This is a genomic window from Rhodococcus sp. DMU1, from assembly GCF_012272955.1.
In the GTDB taxonomy this organism is placed as follows: domain Bacteria; phylum Actinomycetota; class Actinomycetes; order Mycobacteriales; family Mycobacteriaceae; genus Rhodococcus; species Rhodococcus aetherivorans.
On sequence record NZ_CP050952.1, the window covers coordinates 4,692,551 to 4,710,086 of the forward strand.

The following is a 17,536-nucleotide window of genomic DNA, read 5'->3' on the forward strand; positions in this document are numbered from 1 at the left end:
TCTCGAAGGGCCCCCATGCGTCACTCGTCGGCGTCGCGCGCCGCTGCTCGTACCACCGTTCGCCGTGTCGTCGTCGCGGCGGCGTCGGCACTGCTGCTGGCCGGGCCGCTCGCTGCGACCGCCCACGCCGCCCCGGCCGATCAGCTGCCCGCGGATCAACTGCCCGCCGAACTCGTCGAGGCCATCAGCCGCGACCTGAAGATCAGCGCCGACGAGTACCTCGCGCGATCCGAACGCGCGCAGGAACTCGCGGACTACGCGCGCAGCTTCCGTGCCGAACGGCCGGAGGACTTCGCGGGGGCATGGCTGGGCACCGACGGCCGGCCCGTCGTCGCGGTCACCAACCCCGACGCCGCCCGGCAGGCCGAGAACGACGGCTACCACGTCACCGTCGCGCCGGTGTCCGCGGACGGGCTCGAGCAGTCCCTCGCCGAGCTGAACCGCTGGGTCGCCGCGCTCCCCCGCGAACTGTCCTCCCAGGTGAACGCGACGTCGATCGACGTGTTCAACAACCGCCTGATCGTCGACATCGCCAACAGCCCGGCCGGCCGCGCCCTGAACCTGCCGACGCTCATCGCCAACGTCCAGGTCATGCTCACCCCGGGCCAGCCGCCGAACGAGCCCGGCCCGCTCGGTGGCGACACCTACATCACCGCCGACGGGGACGTCCGCTCGACGCCGCTCGACCGCATCGGTGTCTGCTCGTTCGGCTTCAACGCCGTCGACGCCGACGGATCGGCCGCCAACATCACCGCCGGCCACTGCGACGCGGTCGCCCGCGAGGACGGCGGCTCCACCGTCTACCTGCCCAACCGGGAGAACATCGACGAGAGCCTGAAGATCGGCGCGTTCACCCGCTCGACCGTCGGCGAGGGCAGCACCCTGGACTACGGCATCATCGGCCTCGACCAGGCGGGCCAGGACGTCGGCCTGAACCGGCCCGTCATCCGCGGCGGCAACGGCTCGACGCTGACCGTCACCGGCACCGCCGCGCCCGTCGCCGGCGCCCCGGTGTGCAAGTCCGGACAGTCGTCGTACTTCACGTGCGGCATCGTCGCCGCCGACCGGATCGAGACCCAGCTGGTCCGTGCCGACGGCACGAGCACCACGATCCGCGGCTTCGCGACCACCGCCTGCACCCTCTCCGGCGACAGCGGCGGCGCCATCGTCACCGGCACCCTCGCGCTCGGCGTGATCAGCGGTTCCAACAGCTCCGGCGCCCCCGACTGTGTGGAGGCCAACCTCGTCCTCGCACCGCAGGGTGGCACCTCCAGCCTGGGCATCTCGATCCAGGACATCGAGGCCGAGACCGGCGCGCGGGTGCGCACCGGCGCTGCAGCCTGACCGGTCCCGCGCCACGCCGCGCGGCTGGGTGTTCGCGCGGCCGACCCCATATGATCGTCCCGTCCAGCACCGGCCCGCCCGGGGCCGGCATCTTCGCGCACCGTCGCGGAGATCAACGAGGAAGGCATCCATGCGACGCTCCTTCGCCCGTCGAGCAGCGGTTTACGGTTCGGCAGCGCTCATGCTGCTCGGCCCTGCCGCCGCCATCGCACAGGCCGACCCGGCCCCGATCGAGGCGACGGCGCTGCCGAACGAACTCGTGGAGGCGCTGGCCCGGGACCTGCAGATGAGCCCCGAGCGGTACCTGACGGATGCTGCCCGCAGCCAGGAGCTGGCCCGCTTCGCCGAATCGGCGCGGGAGGAGTTCGCTGCCGTGTTCTCCGGCGTGTGGCTCGAGCGGGACGGCACGCCGAAGGTGGGGCTGACCGAGGGCGAGGGTTACGACGCGGCCCGCGAGGCCGCCGAGGACGCCGGATTCACCGTCGAGGACACCGACCGCACCGAGACGCAGCTGCGCGACGAACTGAAGGCGCTGAACGACTGGCTGGCCACCCAGCCGCCCGCCGTCGCCGACCTGGTGCGCGGCGTCGCCATCGACGTCGTGAACAACGACGTAGTGCTGCGTACCGAGAACGTCGCCGGGATTCGGCTGCCCGACTTCCTGCAGGGTGCCCGGGTGCTGTTCGCGCCCGCGCCGCTCGTCCCGGAGCCGGCCGCCGGCGACCTGCGGCCCGTCGCCGACCTCGCCGCCCCGACGGCCCTGTTCGGCGGGGACGCCTACGCCGCGCTCGGCGCCGGCGAGGGCCTGCGCTGCTCGCTCGGCTTCAACGCTGTCGACGGCTCGGACCGCCCGGTCAACATCACCGCCGGGCACTGCGACCCGAACCGGCCGTCCGCCGGCACCCAGTTCGCGTCGAAGGTGTACCAGCTGCTCGGTGAGGAGCTCGGCCAGCAGCTCGGCACCTTCGAGAAGACCAGCCTGGACGGCCGCGACTACGCCGTGATCCGGCCGACCGCCGAGGCCCAGGGCCGGTTCGAGAACAACGGTGTGCGGGTGCCGCTGGCGGCGCCGCTGCCGATCACCGGCGTCGCCGAGCCCGTCGTCGGCGCGCCCGCGTGCAAGTCCGGCGTCCGCTCGGGCTACAGCTGCGGTGTCGTGACCGCCTCGGGCCAGACCGTCGAGGTCGGCCACCGCGTGCTGGAGAACGGCTTCTCCACCAACCTGTGCGCCCTGCAGGGCGACAGCGGCGGCACGATCGTCACCGGCACCCTGGCCCTGGGCATCTCCAGCGCCTCCAACGTCGGTCAGTACGGCATGTGCGAGATTGCCGGCGTGGTCAGCGGCCTGCTGGGCGAGTCGCCGGAGTTGTTCGCGACGCCGATCTCCGCGGTCCTCGCCGAGAACCCCGGGCTGCGCGTGCGCACCTGGTGATCGCCGCTCCCTGAGAGCTCCACGAGGGCCCGCCTCCGGCCGGAGGCGGGCCCTCGTGCTGTGCGGCGTGTCGCGCCGAGCGAGACGACGGGAAACCAGCCGGCCGGTTTAGGATCCTGAGGTCCCGAGGTCCGGCCGCGGAGTGTGCTCCGCGGCCGGACCGTCGCATATCCCGGCGTCCGTTGACGGCGGTTCGACGAGAAGGTGAGTGACTGTTGTCAGCAGACCTAGCAACGGTTGGCGTCGACGTAGTGGTCTACGCCGTCGAGATCGTGGTGCATCTTTTCCGGCTGATCACGCTCCAGTCCTGACTGGCCCGGAGAACGACTGCGGCCCCGCCACCGGATCGGTGGCGGGGCCGCAGTGGGCTGAGGGGCGAGGGTTACTTCTCGGCCCACTCCGTGGTGCCCGGAGGCGCCATGAGGGTGTTGATCAGGCCGATGCCGGCGACGACCAGCGTCGGACCACCGGCAACGATGGTGCCGATGATGCCGCCGATGGTGGCACCCGGGATGCAGCCGACACCGACACCGACAATGCAACCTGCGATGGCACCGATGATGGTGCCCACCAGGCCGCCGACGGCGGTGGCGATGCCGAGCTGGGACGCGAAGTTCTGCTGCGCCTTGAGGTTCTCCTCGGGCGACGCGACGTCGCTCAGCTTGAGGCTGACCGGGTTGAGGCCCGGAGCGACCTTGTCCTCGGGCTCGACCGGGGTGGCCTTCGACGGGTCGGTGACCGGCGTCAGGGTGAGGGTCTTGCCGTCCTCGCTGATCTCCCGCTCGAAGGGCAGCTGCAGGTCGCCGAGCTGGATGGCCAGCGGCAGGCTCACGACCGCGTTGCCGTCGCTGTCCTGCAGCTCGACGCTCTTGCCGTCGCCGGACACGGCGAACGAGCCGGCGTCGATGACGGTGACGACGGAGTCGCCCTCCGCCTTGGTCTCGTAGTTGATCTTCTCCGGTGCCGTGACCGCCGGTGCGGCGTAGGACGTGCCGGCGGTGACGCCGACGGCGGCGATGGTCATCGCCGCGACGGCGGCGAGCTTCCTGAACTTCATTCGATTCCGTTCTGTGACTTCGGCGCACGCCCCCGACGGACGCCCCCCAAGTTCTGACACCAATGTGCCCCTGCGCACCGTAGGCCCTGATCGCGGGTGCGCGAAGCACATCTCGCGCAGCATCATAACCGACATCACACGGATCCTCGCGTCCGGAATGTACCTAATCCGTTGCCACTCCGTTGCCGGACTCACGAGTACCTATGCCGAAGCGTGACCAGCTACCGCACGTTAGGTTTGCCTGACTCAATGAGTCGAAAGGTTTAACGCTTAACGTGAGCGGACACTCACGCTACGGCGCGATGCGGCAATTCGGCCGCCCCCCACGCGGTCGACCTCTGCTCAGCACCGCGCCGCAGCACCGCGAGACTAGACTACCGGCCGGTAACTTCCTATAGCTACCGGCTGGTAACTTAGTTCGGGTTAGGATGCGTGGGCTTATACCAGGCGGCGCGCTGCCGCCCCCGACACGAAAGGCCACCTATGAATGCCCTGACGATCACGTTGGGCACGATCGGCGTGCTGCTCAGTCTGGTGTGCTGGTACTCGTTCATCGGTGGCGCGATGAAGATGGTCAACGTCGTCCGGATCGGCCAGCCGGCTCCGGATCGGTGGCGGCCGTTCTTCCCGCGCTTCAAGCAGATGCTCGTCGAGTTCGTCGCACACACCCGGATGAGCAAGTTCCGCACCGTGGGCTGGGCCCACTGGCTGGTGATGGTCGGCTTCATGCTCGGCGCGATCGTCTGGTTCGAGGCCTACGGCCAGACCTTCGACCCGGCGTTCCACTGGCCGCTGATCGGCAACACCGCCGTCTATCACCTGATCGACGAACTGCTCGGCCTCGGAACCGTGATCGGAATCACGGCGCTGATCATCATCCGGCAGCTGAACCACCCGCGGAAGCCCGCGCGGCTCTCCCGCTTCGCCGGCTCCGACTTCCGGGCCGCGTACTTCGTCGAGACCGTCGTCCTCATCGAGGGCCTCGGCATGATCTTCGTCAAGGCCGGCAAGATCGCGACCTACGGCCACGCCAACCCGTGGACCGACTTCTTCACGATGAACCTCGCCAAGCTGCTGCCGGCGAGCGCCGTGATGGTGTCGATCTTCGCGTTCGTCAAGCTGATGTCCGGCATGGTCTGGCTGTACGTCGTCGGCCGCAACATCACGTGGGGTGTCGCCTGGCACCGCTTCGCCGCGTTCTTCAACATCTACTTCAAGCGCGAGGACGACGGTGGCGTCGCCCTCGGCGCCGCGAAGCCGATGACGTCGAAGGGCAAGGCCATCGACATGGAGACGGCCGATCCGGACACCGATACCTTCGGTGCCGGCCAGATCGAGGACTTCTCCTGGAAGGGCTGGCTCGACTTCACCACGTGCACCGAGTGCGGTCGCTGCCAGTCGCAGTGCCCGGCCTGGAACACCGGTAAGCCGCTGTCGCCCAAGCTGGTCATCACCTCGCTGCGCGACCACGGCTACGCCAAGGCGCCCTACCTGCTCGCCGGTGGCCGCAAGGACCTCGGCGGCGACGAGGTCGGCCTGGTCGACGCCGAGGGCAACGCGGACGAGGCCAAGCTCGGGAAGGTCCCGGCGGCAGCCCTGGCCGAGGCCGATCGCAAGCTGGTCGGCGAGACCGTCGAGGGTGAGCTCGCGCCCGTCATCGACACGGAGACGCTGTGGAGCTGCACCAACTGCGGCGCCTGCGTCGAGCAGTGCCCGGTGGACATCGAGCACGTCGACCACATCATCGACATGCGCCGCTACCAGGTGCTCATCGAGTCCGACTTCCCGTCCGAACTCGCGGGTCTGTTCAAGAACCTCGAGAACAAGGGCAACCCGTGGGGCCAGAACGCCAAGGACCGGCTCAACTGGATCTCCGAGCTGGACTTCGACGTTCCGGTGTTCGGCCAGGACGCGGACAGCTTCGCCGACTACGAGTACCTGTTCTGGGTCGGCTGCGCCGGCGCCTACGAGGACCGGGCCAAGAAGACCACGAAGGCCGTCGCCGAGCTGCTCGCGACCGCCGGCGTGAAGTTCATGGTTCTCGGTGCCGAGGAGACCTGCACCGGTGACTCGGCCCGTCGCGCGGGCAACGAGTTCCTGTTCCAGCAGCTCGCGATGCAGAACATCGAGACCCTGAACTCGGTGTTCGAGGGCGTCGAGGACTCCAGGCGCAAGATCGTCGTCACCTGCGCGCACTGCTTCAACGCGCTCAACAACGAGTATCCCCAGGTCGGCGGGAACTACGAGGTCGTGCACCACACCCAGCTGCTGAACCGCCTGGTGCGGCAGAAGAAGCTGGTGCCGGTGGCGTCGGTGAGCCAGGACGTGACCTACCACGACCCGTGCTTCCTCGGCCGCCACAACAAGGTGTACGACGCACCGCGTGAGCTGATGGCCGCGTCCGGCGCGAAGCTCACCGAGATGCCGCGGCACGGCGAACGGTCCATGTGCTGTGGTGCCGGTGGTGCCCGCATGTGGATGGAAGAGAAGATCGGCAAGCGGATCAACATCGACCGCGTCGACGAGGCACTGTCGACGAATCCGTCGAAGATCGCCACCGGCTGCCCCTTCTGCCGCGTCATGCTCAACGACGGTGTCACCGCGCGTCAGGAGAAGGGCGAAGGCGAGGGCGTCGAGGTCGTCGACGTCGCCCAGCTCATGCTCGACTCCATCACCCGTCTCGAGCCCGCGACGCTCAGCGAGAACATCAAGGTGATCCCGCGTGAGCGGCCCGTCGCGGAACCGGTGGCGACCGCCGGCACCCCGGAGGCCGCCGTGGCCGCGGAGGCGACCGCCGAGACGGTGAGGAAGGAGCGCGTCGAGGAGATCGAGGAGGCGGCCGCGACCCCGGCGGCCCCCAAGACGGCCCCGGCCGGCGGCCTGCAGATGAAGGGCGCCGCCAAGGCTCCCGGCTCGAAGCCGGGCGGGCTGCAGATGAAGGGCGGCCTGAAGGCCCCGGGCGCGAAGGCTCCCGCAGCCGGCGACGGTGCCGCGGCCGGCGACGGTGCCGCGGCCGAGGCTCCCGCGGCCCCGGCCGCCAAGCCGGGCGGACTGCAGATGAAGGGCGGGCTCAAGGCCCCGGGCGCCAAGAAGGCCGCTCCGGCCGCTCCCGCTGCCGAATCCGCTCCGGCCGAGGCCCCGGCGGCCCCGAAGGCCAAGCCGGGCGGACTGCAGATGAAGGGCGGGCTCAAGGCCCCGGGCGCCAAGAAGACGGCTCCGGCCGCGGCCGCCCCGGCCGCGCAGGCACCGGCTGCCGAGGCCCCCGCGACGGCACCGGCCGCCGAGGCCCCCGCCGCGCCGTCGGTTCCGAAGGCCAAGCCGGGCGGCCTGCAGATGAAGGGCGGGCTCAAGGCTCCGGGTGCGAAGAAGGCCGCGCCGGCACCGGCCGCCGAGGCCCCCGCGACGGCACCGGCGGCCGAGGCCCCCGCGAAGGCACCCGCCGCCGAGGCACCCGTCACGGAGGCTCCGGCGGCTCCCGAGCCACCGAAGGCGAAGCCGGGTGGCCTGGCGTTCAAGGGCGGAGCGAAGGCTCCCGGCGCCCGCAAGGCCGCCGCGCCGAAGCCTCCGGCAGAGAGGCCCGCGCCTCCGGCGGAGAAGCCCGAGGCTCCCGCGAAGGCACCGGAACCGGCGCACGCACCCCCGGGTGAGGCGCCCGATCCGGATGCACCGCCGGAGAAGGCACCGGCCCCCGAGGCGCCGTCGACCAACGGCACCGAGGCCTCGCCGACCAATGGCACCGAGGCCTCGCCGACCAATGGCGCCGAGGCACCGGCCCCGCCGCAGGCCAAGCCGGGAGCGCTGGGCTTCAGGTCCGGCGCCAAGGCCCCCGGCCGGCGCGGATAGCACCCACGGCGACGCCCCTCACCCGCTCGGGTGGGGGGCGTCGCCGTTTCCCGGAGCAGACATCCCTTGCACCGTCCTTGCACCTCCTGCCTACGCCTGCAACGGAGGCAAGCACGCAACGACGGGTGCAAGCTCGACGTCAGGCCCTGAACGTCCCGGTGGGCCCCGGCCCACGTCCGGCCCGGGCGATCGCCTCCCGGATGCGGTCGGCGACCACCGAGGGTGTAGCCAGCTCGTCCCACACCCAGCGCACCACGGTCCAGCCGGCGTCGCGCAGACGATCCTCGCGCTGCTTTTCCCGCCACACCGTCTCCTCCGGGGTGATGTCGTCGCCCCGATACTTCACGCGACCGTCGAACTCGCCGATCACCCCGTGTTCCGGGAGCAGGAAATCGACCCGGGCCAGCCACCGACCGCGGTCATCGTGGATCACCGCCTGGGTCATCGGCATCGGTAGCCCGTCGCGGACAAACAGCACGCGACTGCGGGACTCGCCCACGCTCTCGCTACGCCCGTCCAGGAACCGCGCCGCGCGCAGGCCCTTCGCGTGGCCGGGATGGCGGGTGTTGCGAGCCAGTGCGCTGATCACGTCGGCGGTGGTGAGCCCGCACAGCCGCAGCGCGTGATCCCCTGCGACGACGGCCTGCTCGAACGGCAGGGTGCGGGCGAGGTCGGCGACCGTGCGGGCGACGGTGAGCACGCGCGCCCCGCCGACGTCGGTGACCTCGTCGGGAGCGAAGGGCGACGCGTGCAGGTTCCGCCCCGGCGTGCGCTTCGCTCCGCCGATGCGGTTACGGGTCAGGTGGACCTCCCCGAGCGGGGTGTTCCAGAGGGCGAGGCCGTGCAGGACGGCGGCAGAGACGTGGCTGAGCGCGGCGTCGGAGCGGAGCCCACCGGCAACGGCGACGGCTCGCCGGTGGTGACGGCCGTATTCGTCGAGCTGTGCGTAGCTCTCGGCCGGCAGATAGGCGCCGCGGTGGATGCGGTGCCAGTGCCCGCGGCCGCACAGCCGCCGGATCTCGCGATCGGTGACGCCGCGCTCGCGTGCGGCGGCGCGCCGGATGATGTCGTGTTCGTCGCCCATGACGGTCACGGTGCCGTATCCGGGCGGGCGCACACCGCATCAAACGCAGGAGGCGGCCCGATCTGTGGACGAACCGCCCGGCTGTGGACAGCCGGGCGTGCACCCGAAGCCACGTCCCGACAACCGGATTCGACTGCTCCACCTGGTGCGAGCACGCGGGTCAGCCGTGCCGGGCGAGCAGCTCCTCGCGGCGCTTGGGATCGAGGTTCACGCGCGAGATGTCACCGTCGTAGTGGTCGAGCAGGCGCGGGTCCATCACCTTGCGCCACAACGGCGGAACGAACGACAGCAGGATCATGACGGCGTAGCCGGCGGGCAGCTGCGGCGCCTCGTCCATCGTGCGCAGCGTCTGGTAGCGCCGCAGCGGATTGGCGTGGTGGTCGCTGTGCCGCTGCAGGTGGTAGAGGAACAGGTTGCTGCAGCTGTGGTCGCTGTTCCAGCTGTGCCGCGGCGCGACGCGCTCGTACGTGCCGTTCGGACGCGTGCCGCGCAGCAGACCGTAGTGCTCGAGGTAGTTCGCGGCCTCGAGGAACATCACGGCCAGCACGGCCTGCACCACCAGCCAGGGCGCGACGGACCATCCGAAGACCGCGATCAGCCCGGCGTACAGCACGACGGTCAGGGCCCAGGCGTTCAGGACGTTGTTGCGCGGGCTCCACCAGGGCAGCCCGCGACGGGCCAGGCGCTCACGCTCGTACCGCCAGCCCGACCGGAGGCCGCCGAACACCGAGCGCGGCAGGAACTCCCAGTACGTCTCGCCGAACCGCGCCGTCGCGGCGTCCTCCGGGGTGGCGACGCGCAGATGGTGACCGTGGTTGTGTTCGACGAAGAAGTGCCCGTAGCCCGACTGGGCGAGGGCGATCTTGGCGAGCCGGCGTTCGAGGTCGGTGCGTTTGTGCCCGAGTTCGTGCGCGGCGTTGATGCCGACGCCGCCGACCACGCCGACGGTGGCGGCCATCGCGAACCGCTCGGGCCAGCCCATCGGCGCGACGGTCCACACCCAGCAGGCGAAGACGAGGCCCACGTACTGCAGCGGCAGGTACAGGTAGGTGCACCAGCGGTAGTACCGGTCCTCCTCGAGGTCGCGCACGACCTCTTCCGGCGGGTTGGCCTTGTCGACGCCGGTGAACCGGTCGACGAGCGGGACGATCACCGCGATCAGCAGCGCACCGAACGCCCAGAAGACACCGAGGTGCAGGTACTCGACGAGCAGCCACGCGACGAACGGGCTCAGCGGGACGGCGAGCCCGCACAGCCACAGGTACCGTTTCCGGTCCTTCCAGCGCGCCCCCGCGCTCCCGTCCCCCACCATGTACACCAACCCCCTGGTTGTCTCGCCCGTCCCCCGAACATCACGGTTCTTACATCCCATATGTCTGCAACGCGCCGGGATGTTACCGAATAGTAGGACAAACGAGACGAACCACCCACGAAGTTGTGACCGGTCCGAATACAGCGACGGCGCCGCACCGTAGGTGCAGCGCCGTCGAACCGTCGGGACGACCCGCTCAGATGGGACGGACTCCCTGGGCCTGCGGGCCCTTCTGTCCCTGCCCGATCTCGAACTCGACCCGGGCACCTTCGTCCAGCGACTTGAAGCCGGAGCCCTGAATCTCCGAGTAGTGGACGAACACGTCGGGTCCACCGCCGTCCTGCTCGATGAAGCCGAAACCCTTTTCGGCGTTGAACCACTTCACAGTTCCCTGTGCCATACCGTGCGACTCCTCAATCCACCCGCGCGTCACCCCGACGCAACGGTCACAAGTGGTCATGATTGCACTTTTCGGGCCGATCGTCGCGGTGGACGCGGCGATGCAGGCGAAATCCGGCTGAAACCCGGTTGCGGCCGGGTGGCACCATGGACGCCGTGAGTACAGGAGAACAGGGCCACCTTCATCACCGCATCACCCGCAAGCTCGAGCAGTCCGCGAAGCTGCAGAACGTGCTGTACGAGATCCGGGGGCCGGTGCACGCGCATGCCGCGCGGCTCGAGGCGGAGGGGCACCGCATCCTGAAGCTCAACATCGGCAACCCGGCGCCGTTCGGGTTCGAGGCACCCGAGACGATCGTGCAGGACATGATCGCGGCCCTGCCCAACGCCCAGGGCTACTCGGAGTCGAAGGGCATCGCGTCGGCGCGCCGGGCCATCGTCACCCGTTACGAGCTCGTGCCGGGCTTCCCGAAGCTCGACATCAACGACGTCTACCTCGGCAACGGCGTCTCCGAGCTGATCACGATGACGATGCAGGCCCTGCTCGACGACGGCGACGAGGTGCTGATCCCGGCGCCGGACTACCCGCTGTGGACGGCGATGACGTCCCTGGCCGGCGGTACGCCGGTGCACTACCTGTGCGACGAGTCCAACGACTGGAATCCCGACATCGAGGACATCGAGTCGAAGATCACGGAGAAGACCAAGGCCCTGCTGGTCATCAACCCGAACAACCCGACGGGTGCCGTGTACTCGCTCGAGGTGCTCGAGCAGCTGGTGCAGCTGGCCCGCAAGTACCAGCTGCTGCTGCTCGCCGACGAGATCTACGACAAGATCCTCTACGACGACGCCAAGCACATCTCCCTGGCCACCCTCGCGCCCGACCTGCTGTGCCTGACCTACAACGGCCTGTCGAAGGCCTACCGGGTCGCCGGGTACCGGTCGGGCTGGATGACGATCACCGGCCCGAAGGACCACGCCGGCGGGTTCCTCGAGGGCATCGACCTGCTCGCCTCGACCCGTCTGTGCCCCAACGTGCCGGCCCAGCACGCGATCCAGGTGGCGCTCGGCGGGCATCAGAGCATCGAGGACCTGATCCTGCCCGGTGGCCGGCTGCTCGAGCAGCGCGACGTCGCGTGGGAACGCCTGAACTCGATTCCCGGCGTCAGCTGCGTCAAGCCGCGCGGCGCCCTGTACGCCTTCCCGCGCCTCGACCCGGAGGTGTACGAGATCCACGACGACGAGAAGCTGGTCCAGGACCTGCTGCTGCAGGAGAAGATCCTGATGGTGCAGGGCACCGGCTTCAACTGGCCGGATCCGGACCATCTGCGGATCGTGACGCTGCCGTGGGCCCGTGACCTGGCGGTGGCCATCGAACGCTTCGGCAACTTCCTGTCCAGCTACAAGCAGTGACCGCGGTGACCTGCTCGCGACACGCCCGGGATGCACGACACGCCGACCGTTGTCGAAAGTATATGTTGCGACGAACGAACGGCGTCACCGCAGGCAGAGCCGTCGACTCCCCCCGAAAACGAGCGTGCGGCCGGACCCCGGTGAGGACCGACACACTGTAGGTACTACCCCGGGGGCCGACAGAGCCAGTACGTTTGTCTACGGCACCTCAGCGTGCTGGGCTCCCTGATCACGCCATCCCCCCTGTGCGAGATCAGGTCGACGGTGGCGGGGACACCCCCCCCCTGCTCCCCGCCACCACCAGCCCTTGTCCCCCGGATGCGGCCGGGCTTCCGCGATGCGACCTCGCCGCGATCTCGTCGTTACCCTGATGCGGTGACTCGCTCAGAGCCCCCCGGCCACGGACACGGACACGGCCACGGCCACTTCTCCGGGCCGATCCCGGTCGGACCCACCGCCGCGAAGGTCGTCGTCGGACTCCTCGTCGCGATCGGCGTCGCCGTGTTCGCCGGCGCCGTCGCGCTGTGGCCCAGCGGGCAGGCGGTCGACATTCCGGCCCCGTTCCAGACCACCGGCGGCGGAGCCGTCGTCACCGAGGCCGGCACCGTCGTCGAGCAGGACATCGGCCCGTGCGGGAGCAGTTCGGCCGGCCGCCCGTTCACCGGCGACCCCGTCCCCCCTGCGACCGACGCCTACCAGTGCCAGCGCAGCATCGTCACCATCGATTCGGGCCCCAACGAGGGCACCCGCACCCTGCTCGAGATCGGGCCCGGCCCGGGGCAGCCGGACCTGCGCGTCGGCGAGGAGATCCGGCTGGTGCGGCAGGTCGACCCGTCCGGCGCCACCCAGTACTCGTTCTACGACTACTCCCGCGGGCTCCCCCTCGCGCTGATCATCACCGCGTTCGCCGTGGTCATCGTGGCCGTGGCCCGGTGGCGTGGCCTGCGCGCCCTGATCGGCCTGCTGATCGCGTTCGGGGTGCTCGTGGTGTTCATGCTCCCCGCGCTGCTCGACGGCAAACCCGCCGTACCCGTCGCGCTGGTCGGCGGCGCGATCATCCTCTACGCGGTGCTCTATCTCGCGCACGGGGTGAATCTGCGCACCAGCTCGGCCCTGCTGGGCACCCTTGCGTCGATGCTGCTCGCCGCCCTGCTCTCGTACCTCGCGATCTGGATGACACACCTGACCGGGCTGTCCGAGGAACAGAACACCGACGTGCAGCTGTATCTCGAGCAGGTCAGCATCACCGGCCTGCTCCTCGCCGGCTTCATCATCGGTTCGCTCGGCGTCCTCAACGACGTGACCATCACCCAGGCGGCGTCGGCGTTCGAGCTGGCGGCGCTCGATCCCACGGCCTCGCGCCGGAAGGTGTTCTCCTCCGCGATGCGGGTCGGCCGCGACCACATCGCCAGCACCGTCTACACCCTGGTGCTGGCGTACGCCGGTGGCGCCCTGCCCCTGCTGCTGCTGTTCAGCGTCGCCGGCCGGTCCATCTCGGACGTCCTCACCGGCGACGCCGTCGCCATCGAGGTGGTGCGGGCGTGTGTGGGCGGCATCGCGCTCGCTCTGTCCGTTCCGCTCACCACCGGCATCGCCGCGCTGCTGGCCCGGCCCGGCGCCCCCGAGCCCGTCGCACGCAAGGGCCGCCATGCCCGGTGACCGGTTCGTCGTCCGCGGGCGACGGCGGGCGGGTGAACGATAGGTATTCTTCCTCTGTTGTCGTCCGGAGCGAGGGATCCGGGATCACGGCACGCGAGATCGAAGGGCAGGGGCCATGTTCTCCGAGCAGCACGGGCCTGCCGGCGCACCACCAGGAAGTAGCAGCAAAGGTACATCGGTCGCTCTGGAGACCGACTGGGACCGGGAGGAGCCGTCGGTCCTCCTGATCGAGGACGACGCCGGCGACGCACTCATCGTCGAGGAACTGGTGGCGGACAGCGCGCAGGGCATGCGCCTGGAATGGGTCCAGACGATGGCCGCGGCCCGCGCGGAGCTGGCCGACGGACTGCCCGACTGCATCCTGCTGGACCTGCATCTGCCCGACGCGCAGGGCATGGACGCGCTGGCCCGGGTGCAGCAGTACGCCGCCGGCGTTCCGGTCGTGGTGCTCACCGGCCTCGCCGAGGAGCAGACGGGGCTGGCGGCGGTGACCGCCGGCGCGCAGGACTATCTCGTCAAGGGTCGGGTGGAGCCGGACATGTTCGGCCGGACCGTGCGCTACGCGATCCAGCGCAAGCAGGCCGAGCATGCCGCCGTCGCGCTGCAGGCCAGCCGGCTGCAGGCGCGGGAGAACGCCCGCCTCGAACGCGGCCTGCTGCCGTCGCCGATGCTGCGCGGCACGGGCGACGTGGACGTCGTGGCCCGCTACCGGCCCGGGCGCGAGCAGTCCCTGCTCGGCGGCGACTTCTACGACGTCGTGCAGACCGAGGACGGCACGGTGCACGTGCTCATCGGCGACGTCAGCGGGCACGGCCCCGACGAGGCCGCACTCGGGGTGAGCCTTCGGATCGCCTGGCGCACCCTCGTGGTCACCGGCGTCACCGGGGTCGCGCAGTTGCAGAAGCTCGAGCAGATCATGGTCGCCGAACGGGCGAACGAGCGGCACTTCGCCACCCTCACCAGCCTCGCCATGTCGCCGGACCGGCGCCGGGTGCAGGTGATGCGCGCCGGGCATCCGGGCCTGCTGCTGCACAGTTCCCAGGGGGTGGACTGGGTCGAGGCGCCCGGCGGACCCGCCCTCGGACTGCTGCCCGGCGTCTCGACGTGGCCCGTGCACGAGCTGGAACTGCCGGAAGGCGGCGGCATCGTGATGTTCACCGACGGGCTGTTCGAAGGCCGGATCGGCGACGGCGGCGAACGCCTCGGCGAGGAGGGCCTGCTGCGGCTGGCCCGCGAGGAGGGCCACCTGGCGCCCGAGGCGTTCGTCGACACCCTGATCGACCGGGCCGAGGCGCTGGCGGAGAGTCACGGAGGACTCGCCGACGACGTGGCCGTGGTACACGTGCGCTGGAGCGAGAAGGTGACGAAGCAGTCATGAGAGACCCGTCGATGCCCGAACCCAAGGTCGAGCGGGTGCGCTCGCGGCTGACGGTCCAGAGCTGGTTCCAGGTCGCCTTCGCGGTCCTTGCCGTGTTCGTCGTTCTCGGCACCATCGTGGGCGGCTACTTCATCCAGCGCACGGCCCAGATCACGGACGAACTGGTCGACCAGATCCAGCCGGCCCGCGCCGAGGCGTACCGCCTGCAGGCGGCGCTGCTGGATCAGGAGACCGGCGCCCGCGGCTACGCCGCCACCGCCGACGTCGAATTCCTCGAGCCGTACCTGGCGGGCAAGCGGATCGAGCAGGAGGCCGCGGACCGGATGCGGGAGTTCACCGCCGGCCATCCGGAACTGCTCGCCGCCGTCGACGAGATCGAGGCGGCGGCGGCGGCGTGGCGCGCCGACTACGCCGACCCGCTCGTCGCGAGCGTCGTCCCCGGCGTCCCCCAGCCCGTGGATCCCGCGAGCACCGAGCGGGGCCGGACCACGTTCGACGCCATGCGCACCCTCTTCGAGACGCAGAACGCCGAACTCGTCCAAGCCCGCGCGGAGGGCTACGACAACCTCATCCACGCCAGGACGATCCGCAACTCCGTGCTCGTGGCGATGGTGGCGGGATTCCTGCTCACCGGCCTGCTCATGGTGATCCTCGTGCACAACCTCGTCGCCATGCCGCTGGTCAGCCTGCGCGCGGCGACGCGGCGCGTCGTCGCGGACGGCAACTTCGACCAGCACATCCGCCCCCAGGGCCCGAAGGACATCCGGGCCCTGGCCCAGGACGTCGAAGCCATGCGCGGGCGCATCGTGTTCGCGCTCGCGGCCGCCCACACCCAGCACCAGCGCCTCGCCAGCCAGAAGGCGGACCTCGACGCCCAGGCCGAGGAACTGCGCCGCTCCAACGCCGAACTCGAGCAGTTCGCCTACGTCGCTTCCCACGACCTGCAGGAGCCGCTGCGCAAGGTCGCCTCCTTCTGCCAGCTGCTCGAGAAGCGTTACGGCGACAAGCTCGACGAACGGGGCACCCAGTACATCGCGTTCGCCGTCGACGGCGCCAAGCGCATGCAGGTCCTCATCAACGACCTGCTGGCGTTCTCCCGCGTCGGCCGGGTCAACGACGCCCACGTGCGCGTCGATCTGGATCAGCCGCTGGACAAGGCAGTGGCCAACCTCGCCGCCGCCGTCGACGAGTCCGGGGCGCGCATCGAGCGGCCCGAGCAGCTCCCCGAGATCACGGGCGATCCGACCCTGCTGACGATGCTCTGGCAGAATCTGCTGGGCAACGCGATCAAGTTCCGCCACCCCGACCGCGCACCCGTCGTGCGGATCACGTGCGACCGGATCGACGGTGAGGACGACGGTGACCGGGCGGGCGCCGGCCGCTGGCAGCTGTGCGTCACGGACAACGGCATCGGCATCGACGAGGAGTTCGCCGAGAAGGTATTCATCATCTTCCAGCGCCTCCACGGCCGCGACGTCTACACCGGCACCGGCATCGGCCTGGCGGTGTGCAAGAAGATCGTCGAGTACCACGGTGGCAGGATCTGGATCGACACCGAGCACACCGGCGGCACCCGGTTCTGCTTCACCCTGCCCGCCCTGCCCGACGAAGAACCCGAAGAGCACGCCCCGGCCGACACCGATCTCGAAGGAGCCCCCGCATGACCCCCGCAGAACCCATCGACGTCCTCCTGGTCGAGGACGACCCGGGCGACGAGCTGATGACCCGTGAGGCCTTCGAGGACAACAAGATCGGCAACGAGCTGCACGTCGTCCGCGACGGCGAGGAGGCGCTGGACTTCCTGTACCAGCGCGGCGAGCACGTCGGAGCGCCGCGTCCCGACCTGATCCTGCTCGACCTCAACCTGCCCAAGTACGACGGACGCCAGGTCCTCGAGAAGATCAAGTCCGACCCGGACCTGTCCGACATCCCGGTCGTGGTGCTGACCACCTCGGCCGCCGAGGAGGACATCCTGCGCAGCTACCGGCTGCACGCCAACGCGTACGTCACCAAGCCGGTGGACCTCGACCAGTTCATCGGGGCGGTCCGGCAGATCGACGAGTTCTTCGTCCAGGTGGTGCGGCTGCCCCGCCGCCGAAACTAGCGATGCCGGCGACTACGGTCGCCGACAACTACTGCCGCTAGATACTCCAGCGCATGGTGACGACGGTCCCGGTGTCGGCCGGGGCCACGGTCGCCGTGTCGGCCAGGGACTTGATCAGCGTGAGACCGTGCCCGCGCGAGCTGGTGCCCGGGTCGGTGTCGTTCGCGCGCCAGCTGCCGCGGTCGATGATGGCGACCTCGACCTGACGGTCGCCCGGAATCAGCGTCGCCTCGAGGTCGAGGGTGCCCGACGCACCGTCGCGGTAGGCGTGCTCGACGGCGTTGGCGAGGGCCTCGTAGCTGGCCAGCAGCACGTCGCGGGTCAGCTCGGGGCGCACGTGCACCGCGTCGAGCCAGCGCTCCAGGGCCCGCCGCAGCACGGTCAGCTGACCGGGCTCGGCGCGCACGCGCCGATAGGCCAGCGTGACCGAGTCGCACAGCGGGGTGTTCTGCGGCGAAAACATCGTCTGTACTCTAACCCGTCGCGCCGGGCGCCATCGGCCACGAGGCTC

Annotated in this window: 13 protein-coding genes; 8 read left to right on the forward strand and 5 right to left on the reverse strand. The window is 70.2% G+C overall.

Annotated elements, in window-relative coordinates:
• Positions 1-15 precede the first annotated feature (15 nt).
• Complete coding sequence (locus HFP48_RS21415) at positions 16-1,344, forward strand: S1 family peptidase (protein WP_006934299.1); 1,329 nt, start codon at positions 16-18, stop codon at positions 1,342-1,344.
• Between the two features lie 130 nt (positions 1,345-1,474).
• The gene (locus HFP48_RS21420) at positions 1,475-2,776 is read left to right on the forward strand and encodes a S1 family peptidase (RefSeq protein WP_065922206.1); all 1,302 of its coding nucleotides are present in this window, start codon (positions 1,475-1,477) and stop codon (positions 2,774-2,776) included.
• Between the two features lie 382 nt (positions 2,777-3,158).
• On the opposite strand, the gene HFP48_RS21425 is transcribed toward HFP48_RS21420, so the two are convergent.
• Entirely contained in the window at positions 3,159-3,833 is a 675-nt protein-coding gene (locus HFP48_RS21425; RefSeq protein WP_065922205.1) for a hypothetical protein, read from the reverse strand.
• 483 nt (positions 3,834-4,316) lie between these two features.
• Between HFP48_RS21425 and HFP48_RS21430 the strand changes: the two genes are divergently transcribed.
• Positions 4,317-7,676, forward strand: coding sequence for a heterodisulfide reductase-related iron-sulfur binding cluster (locus HFP48_RS21430; RefSeq protein ID WP_168579996.1), 3,360 nt, complete (start codon positions 4,317-4,319; stop codon positions 7,674-7,676).
• 139 nt (positions 7,677-7,815) lie between these two features.
• Here the strand turns inward: HFP48_RS21430 and HFP48_RS21435 are convergent, their stop codons facing one another.
• From HFP48_RS21435 to HFP48_RS21445, 3 genes are all read right to left on the reverse strand, one after another.
• Complete coding sequence (locus HFP48_RS21435; protein ID WP_044475797.1) at positions 7,816-8,760, reverse strand: type IV toxin-antitoxin system AbiEi family antitoxin domain-containing protein; 945 nt, start codon at positions 8,758-8,760, stop codon at positions 7,816-7,818.
• 160 nt (positions 8,761-8,920) lie between these two features.
• On the reverse strand, positions 8,921-10,072 hold the full coding sequence (locus HFP48_RS21440) for an alkane 1-monooxygenase (protein ID WP_168579997.1): 1,152 nt from the start codon (positions 10,070-10,072) through the stop codon (positions 8,921-8,923).
• Positions 10,073-10,268: 196 nt separating this feature from the next.
• Entirely contained in the window at positions 10,269-10,472 is a 204-nt protein-coding gene (locus HFP48_RS21445; protein WP_003938894.1) for a cold-shock protein, read from the reverse strand.
• Positions 10,473-10,618: 146 nt separating this feature from the next.
• Between HFP48_RS21445 and HFP48_RS21450 the strand changes: the two genes are divergently transcribed.
• The 5 genes from HFP48_RS21450 to HFP48_RS21470 all read left to right on the forward strand — a co-directional run bounded on the left by HFP48_RS21450 (position 10,619) and on the right by HFP48_RS21470 (position 17,025).
• Positions 10,619-11,884 carry a pyridoxal phosphate-dependent aminotransferase gene (locus HFP48_RS21450; protein WP_029545602.1) on the forward strand — a complete coding sequence of 422 codons (1,266 nt, stop codon included), beginning with the start codon at positions 10,619-10,621 and terminating at the stop codon, positions 11,882-11,884.
• Between the two features lie 318 nt (positions 11,885-12,202).
• Positions 12,203-13,543 (forward strand): YibE/F family protein, encoded by a 1,341-nt coding sequence (locus HFP48_RS21455; protein WP_230304516.1) that lies wholly within the window; start codon positions 12,203-12,205, stop codon positions 13,541-13,543.
• Positions 13,544-13,658: 115 nt separating this feature from the next.
• Entirely contained in the window at positions 13,659-14,921 is a 1,263-nt protein-coding gene (locus HFP48_RS21460; protein ID WP_006934322.1) for a fused response regulator/phosphatase, read from the forward strand.
• An 11-nt stretch (positions 14,922-14,932) separates the two neighbouring features.
• Complete coding sequence (locus tag HFP48_RS21465; protein WP_050035753.1) at positions 14,933-16,585, forward strand: sensor histidine kinase; 1,653 nt, start codon at positions 14,933-14,935, stop codon at positions 16,583-16,585.
• Positions 16,582-17,025: a response regulator gene (locus HFP48_RS21470; RefSeq protein ID WP_006934327.1), complete on the forward strand. Its 444-nt coding sequence runs from the start codon at positions 16,582-16,584 to the stop codon at positions 17,023-17,025. Before HFP48_RS21465 ends, HFP48_RS21470 begins: the two co-directional genes overlap by 4 nt.
• A gap of 37 nt (positions 17,026-17,062) precedes the next feature.
• Here HFP48_RS21470 and HFP48_RS21475 read toward each other — a convergent pair whose 3' ends face one another.
• Positions 17,063-17,488, reverse strand: a complete 426-nt coding sequence (locus tag HFP48_RS21475) for an ATP-binding protein (RefSeq protein ID WP_006934328.1) — start codon at positions 17,486-17,488, stop codon at positions 17,063-17,065.
• Positions 17,489-17,536: the final 48 nt, after the last annotated feature.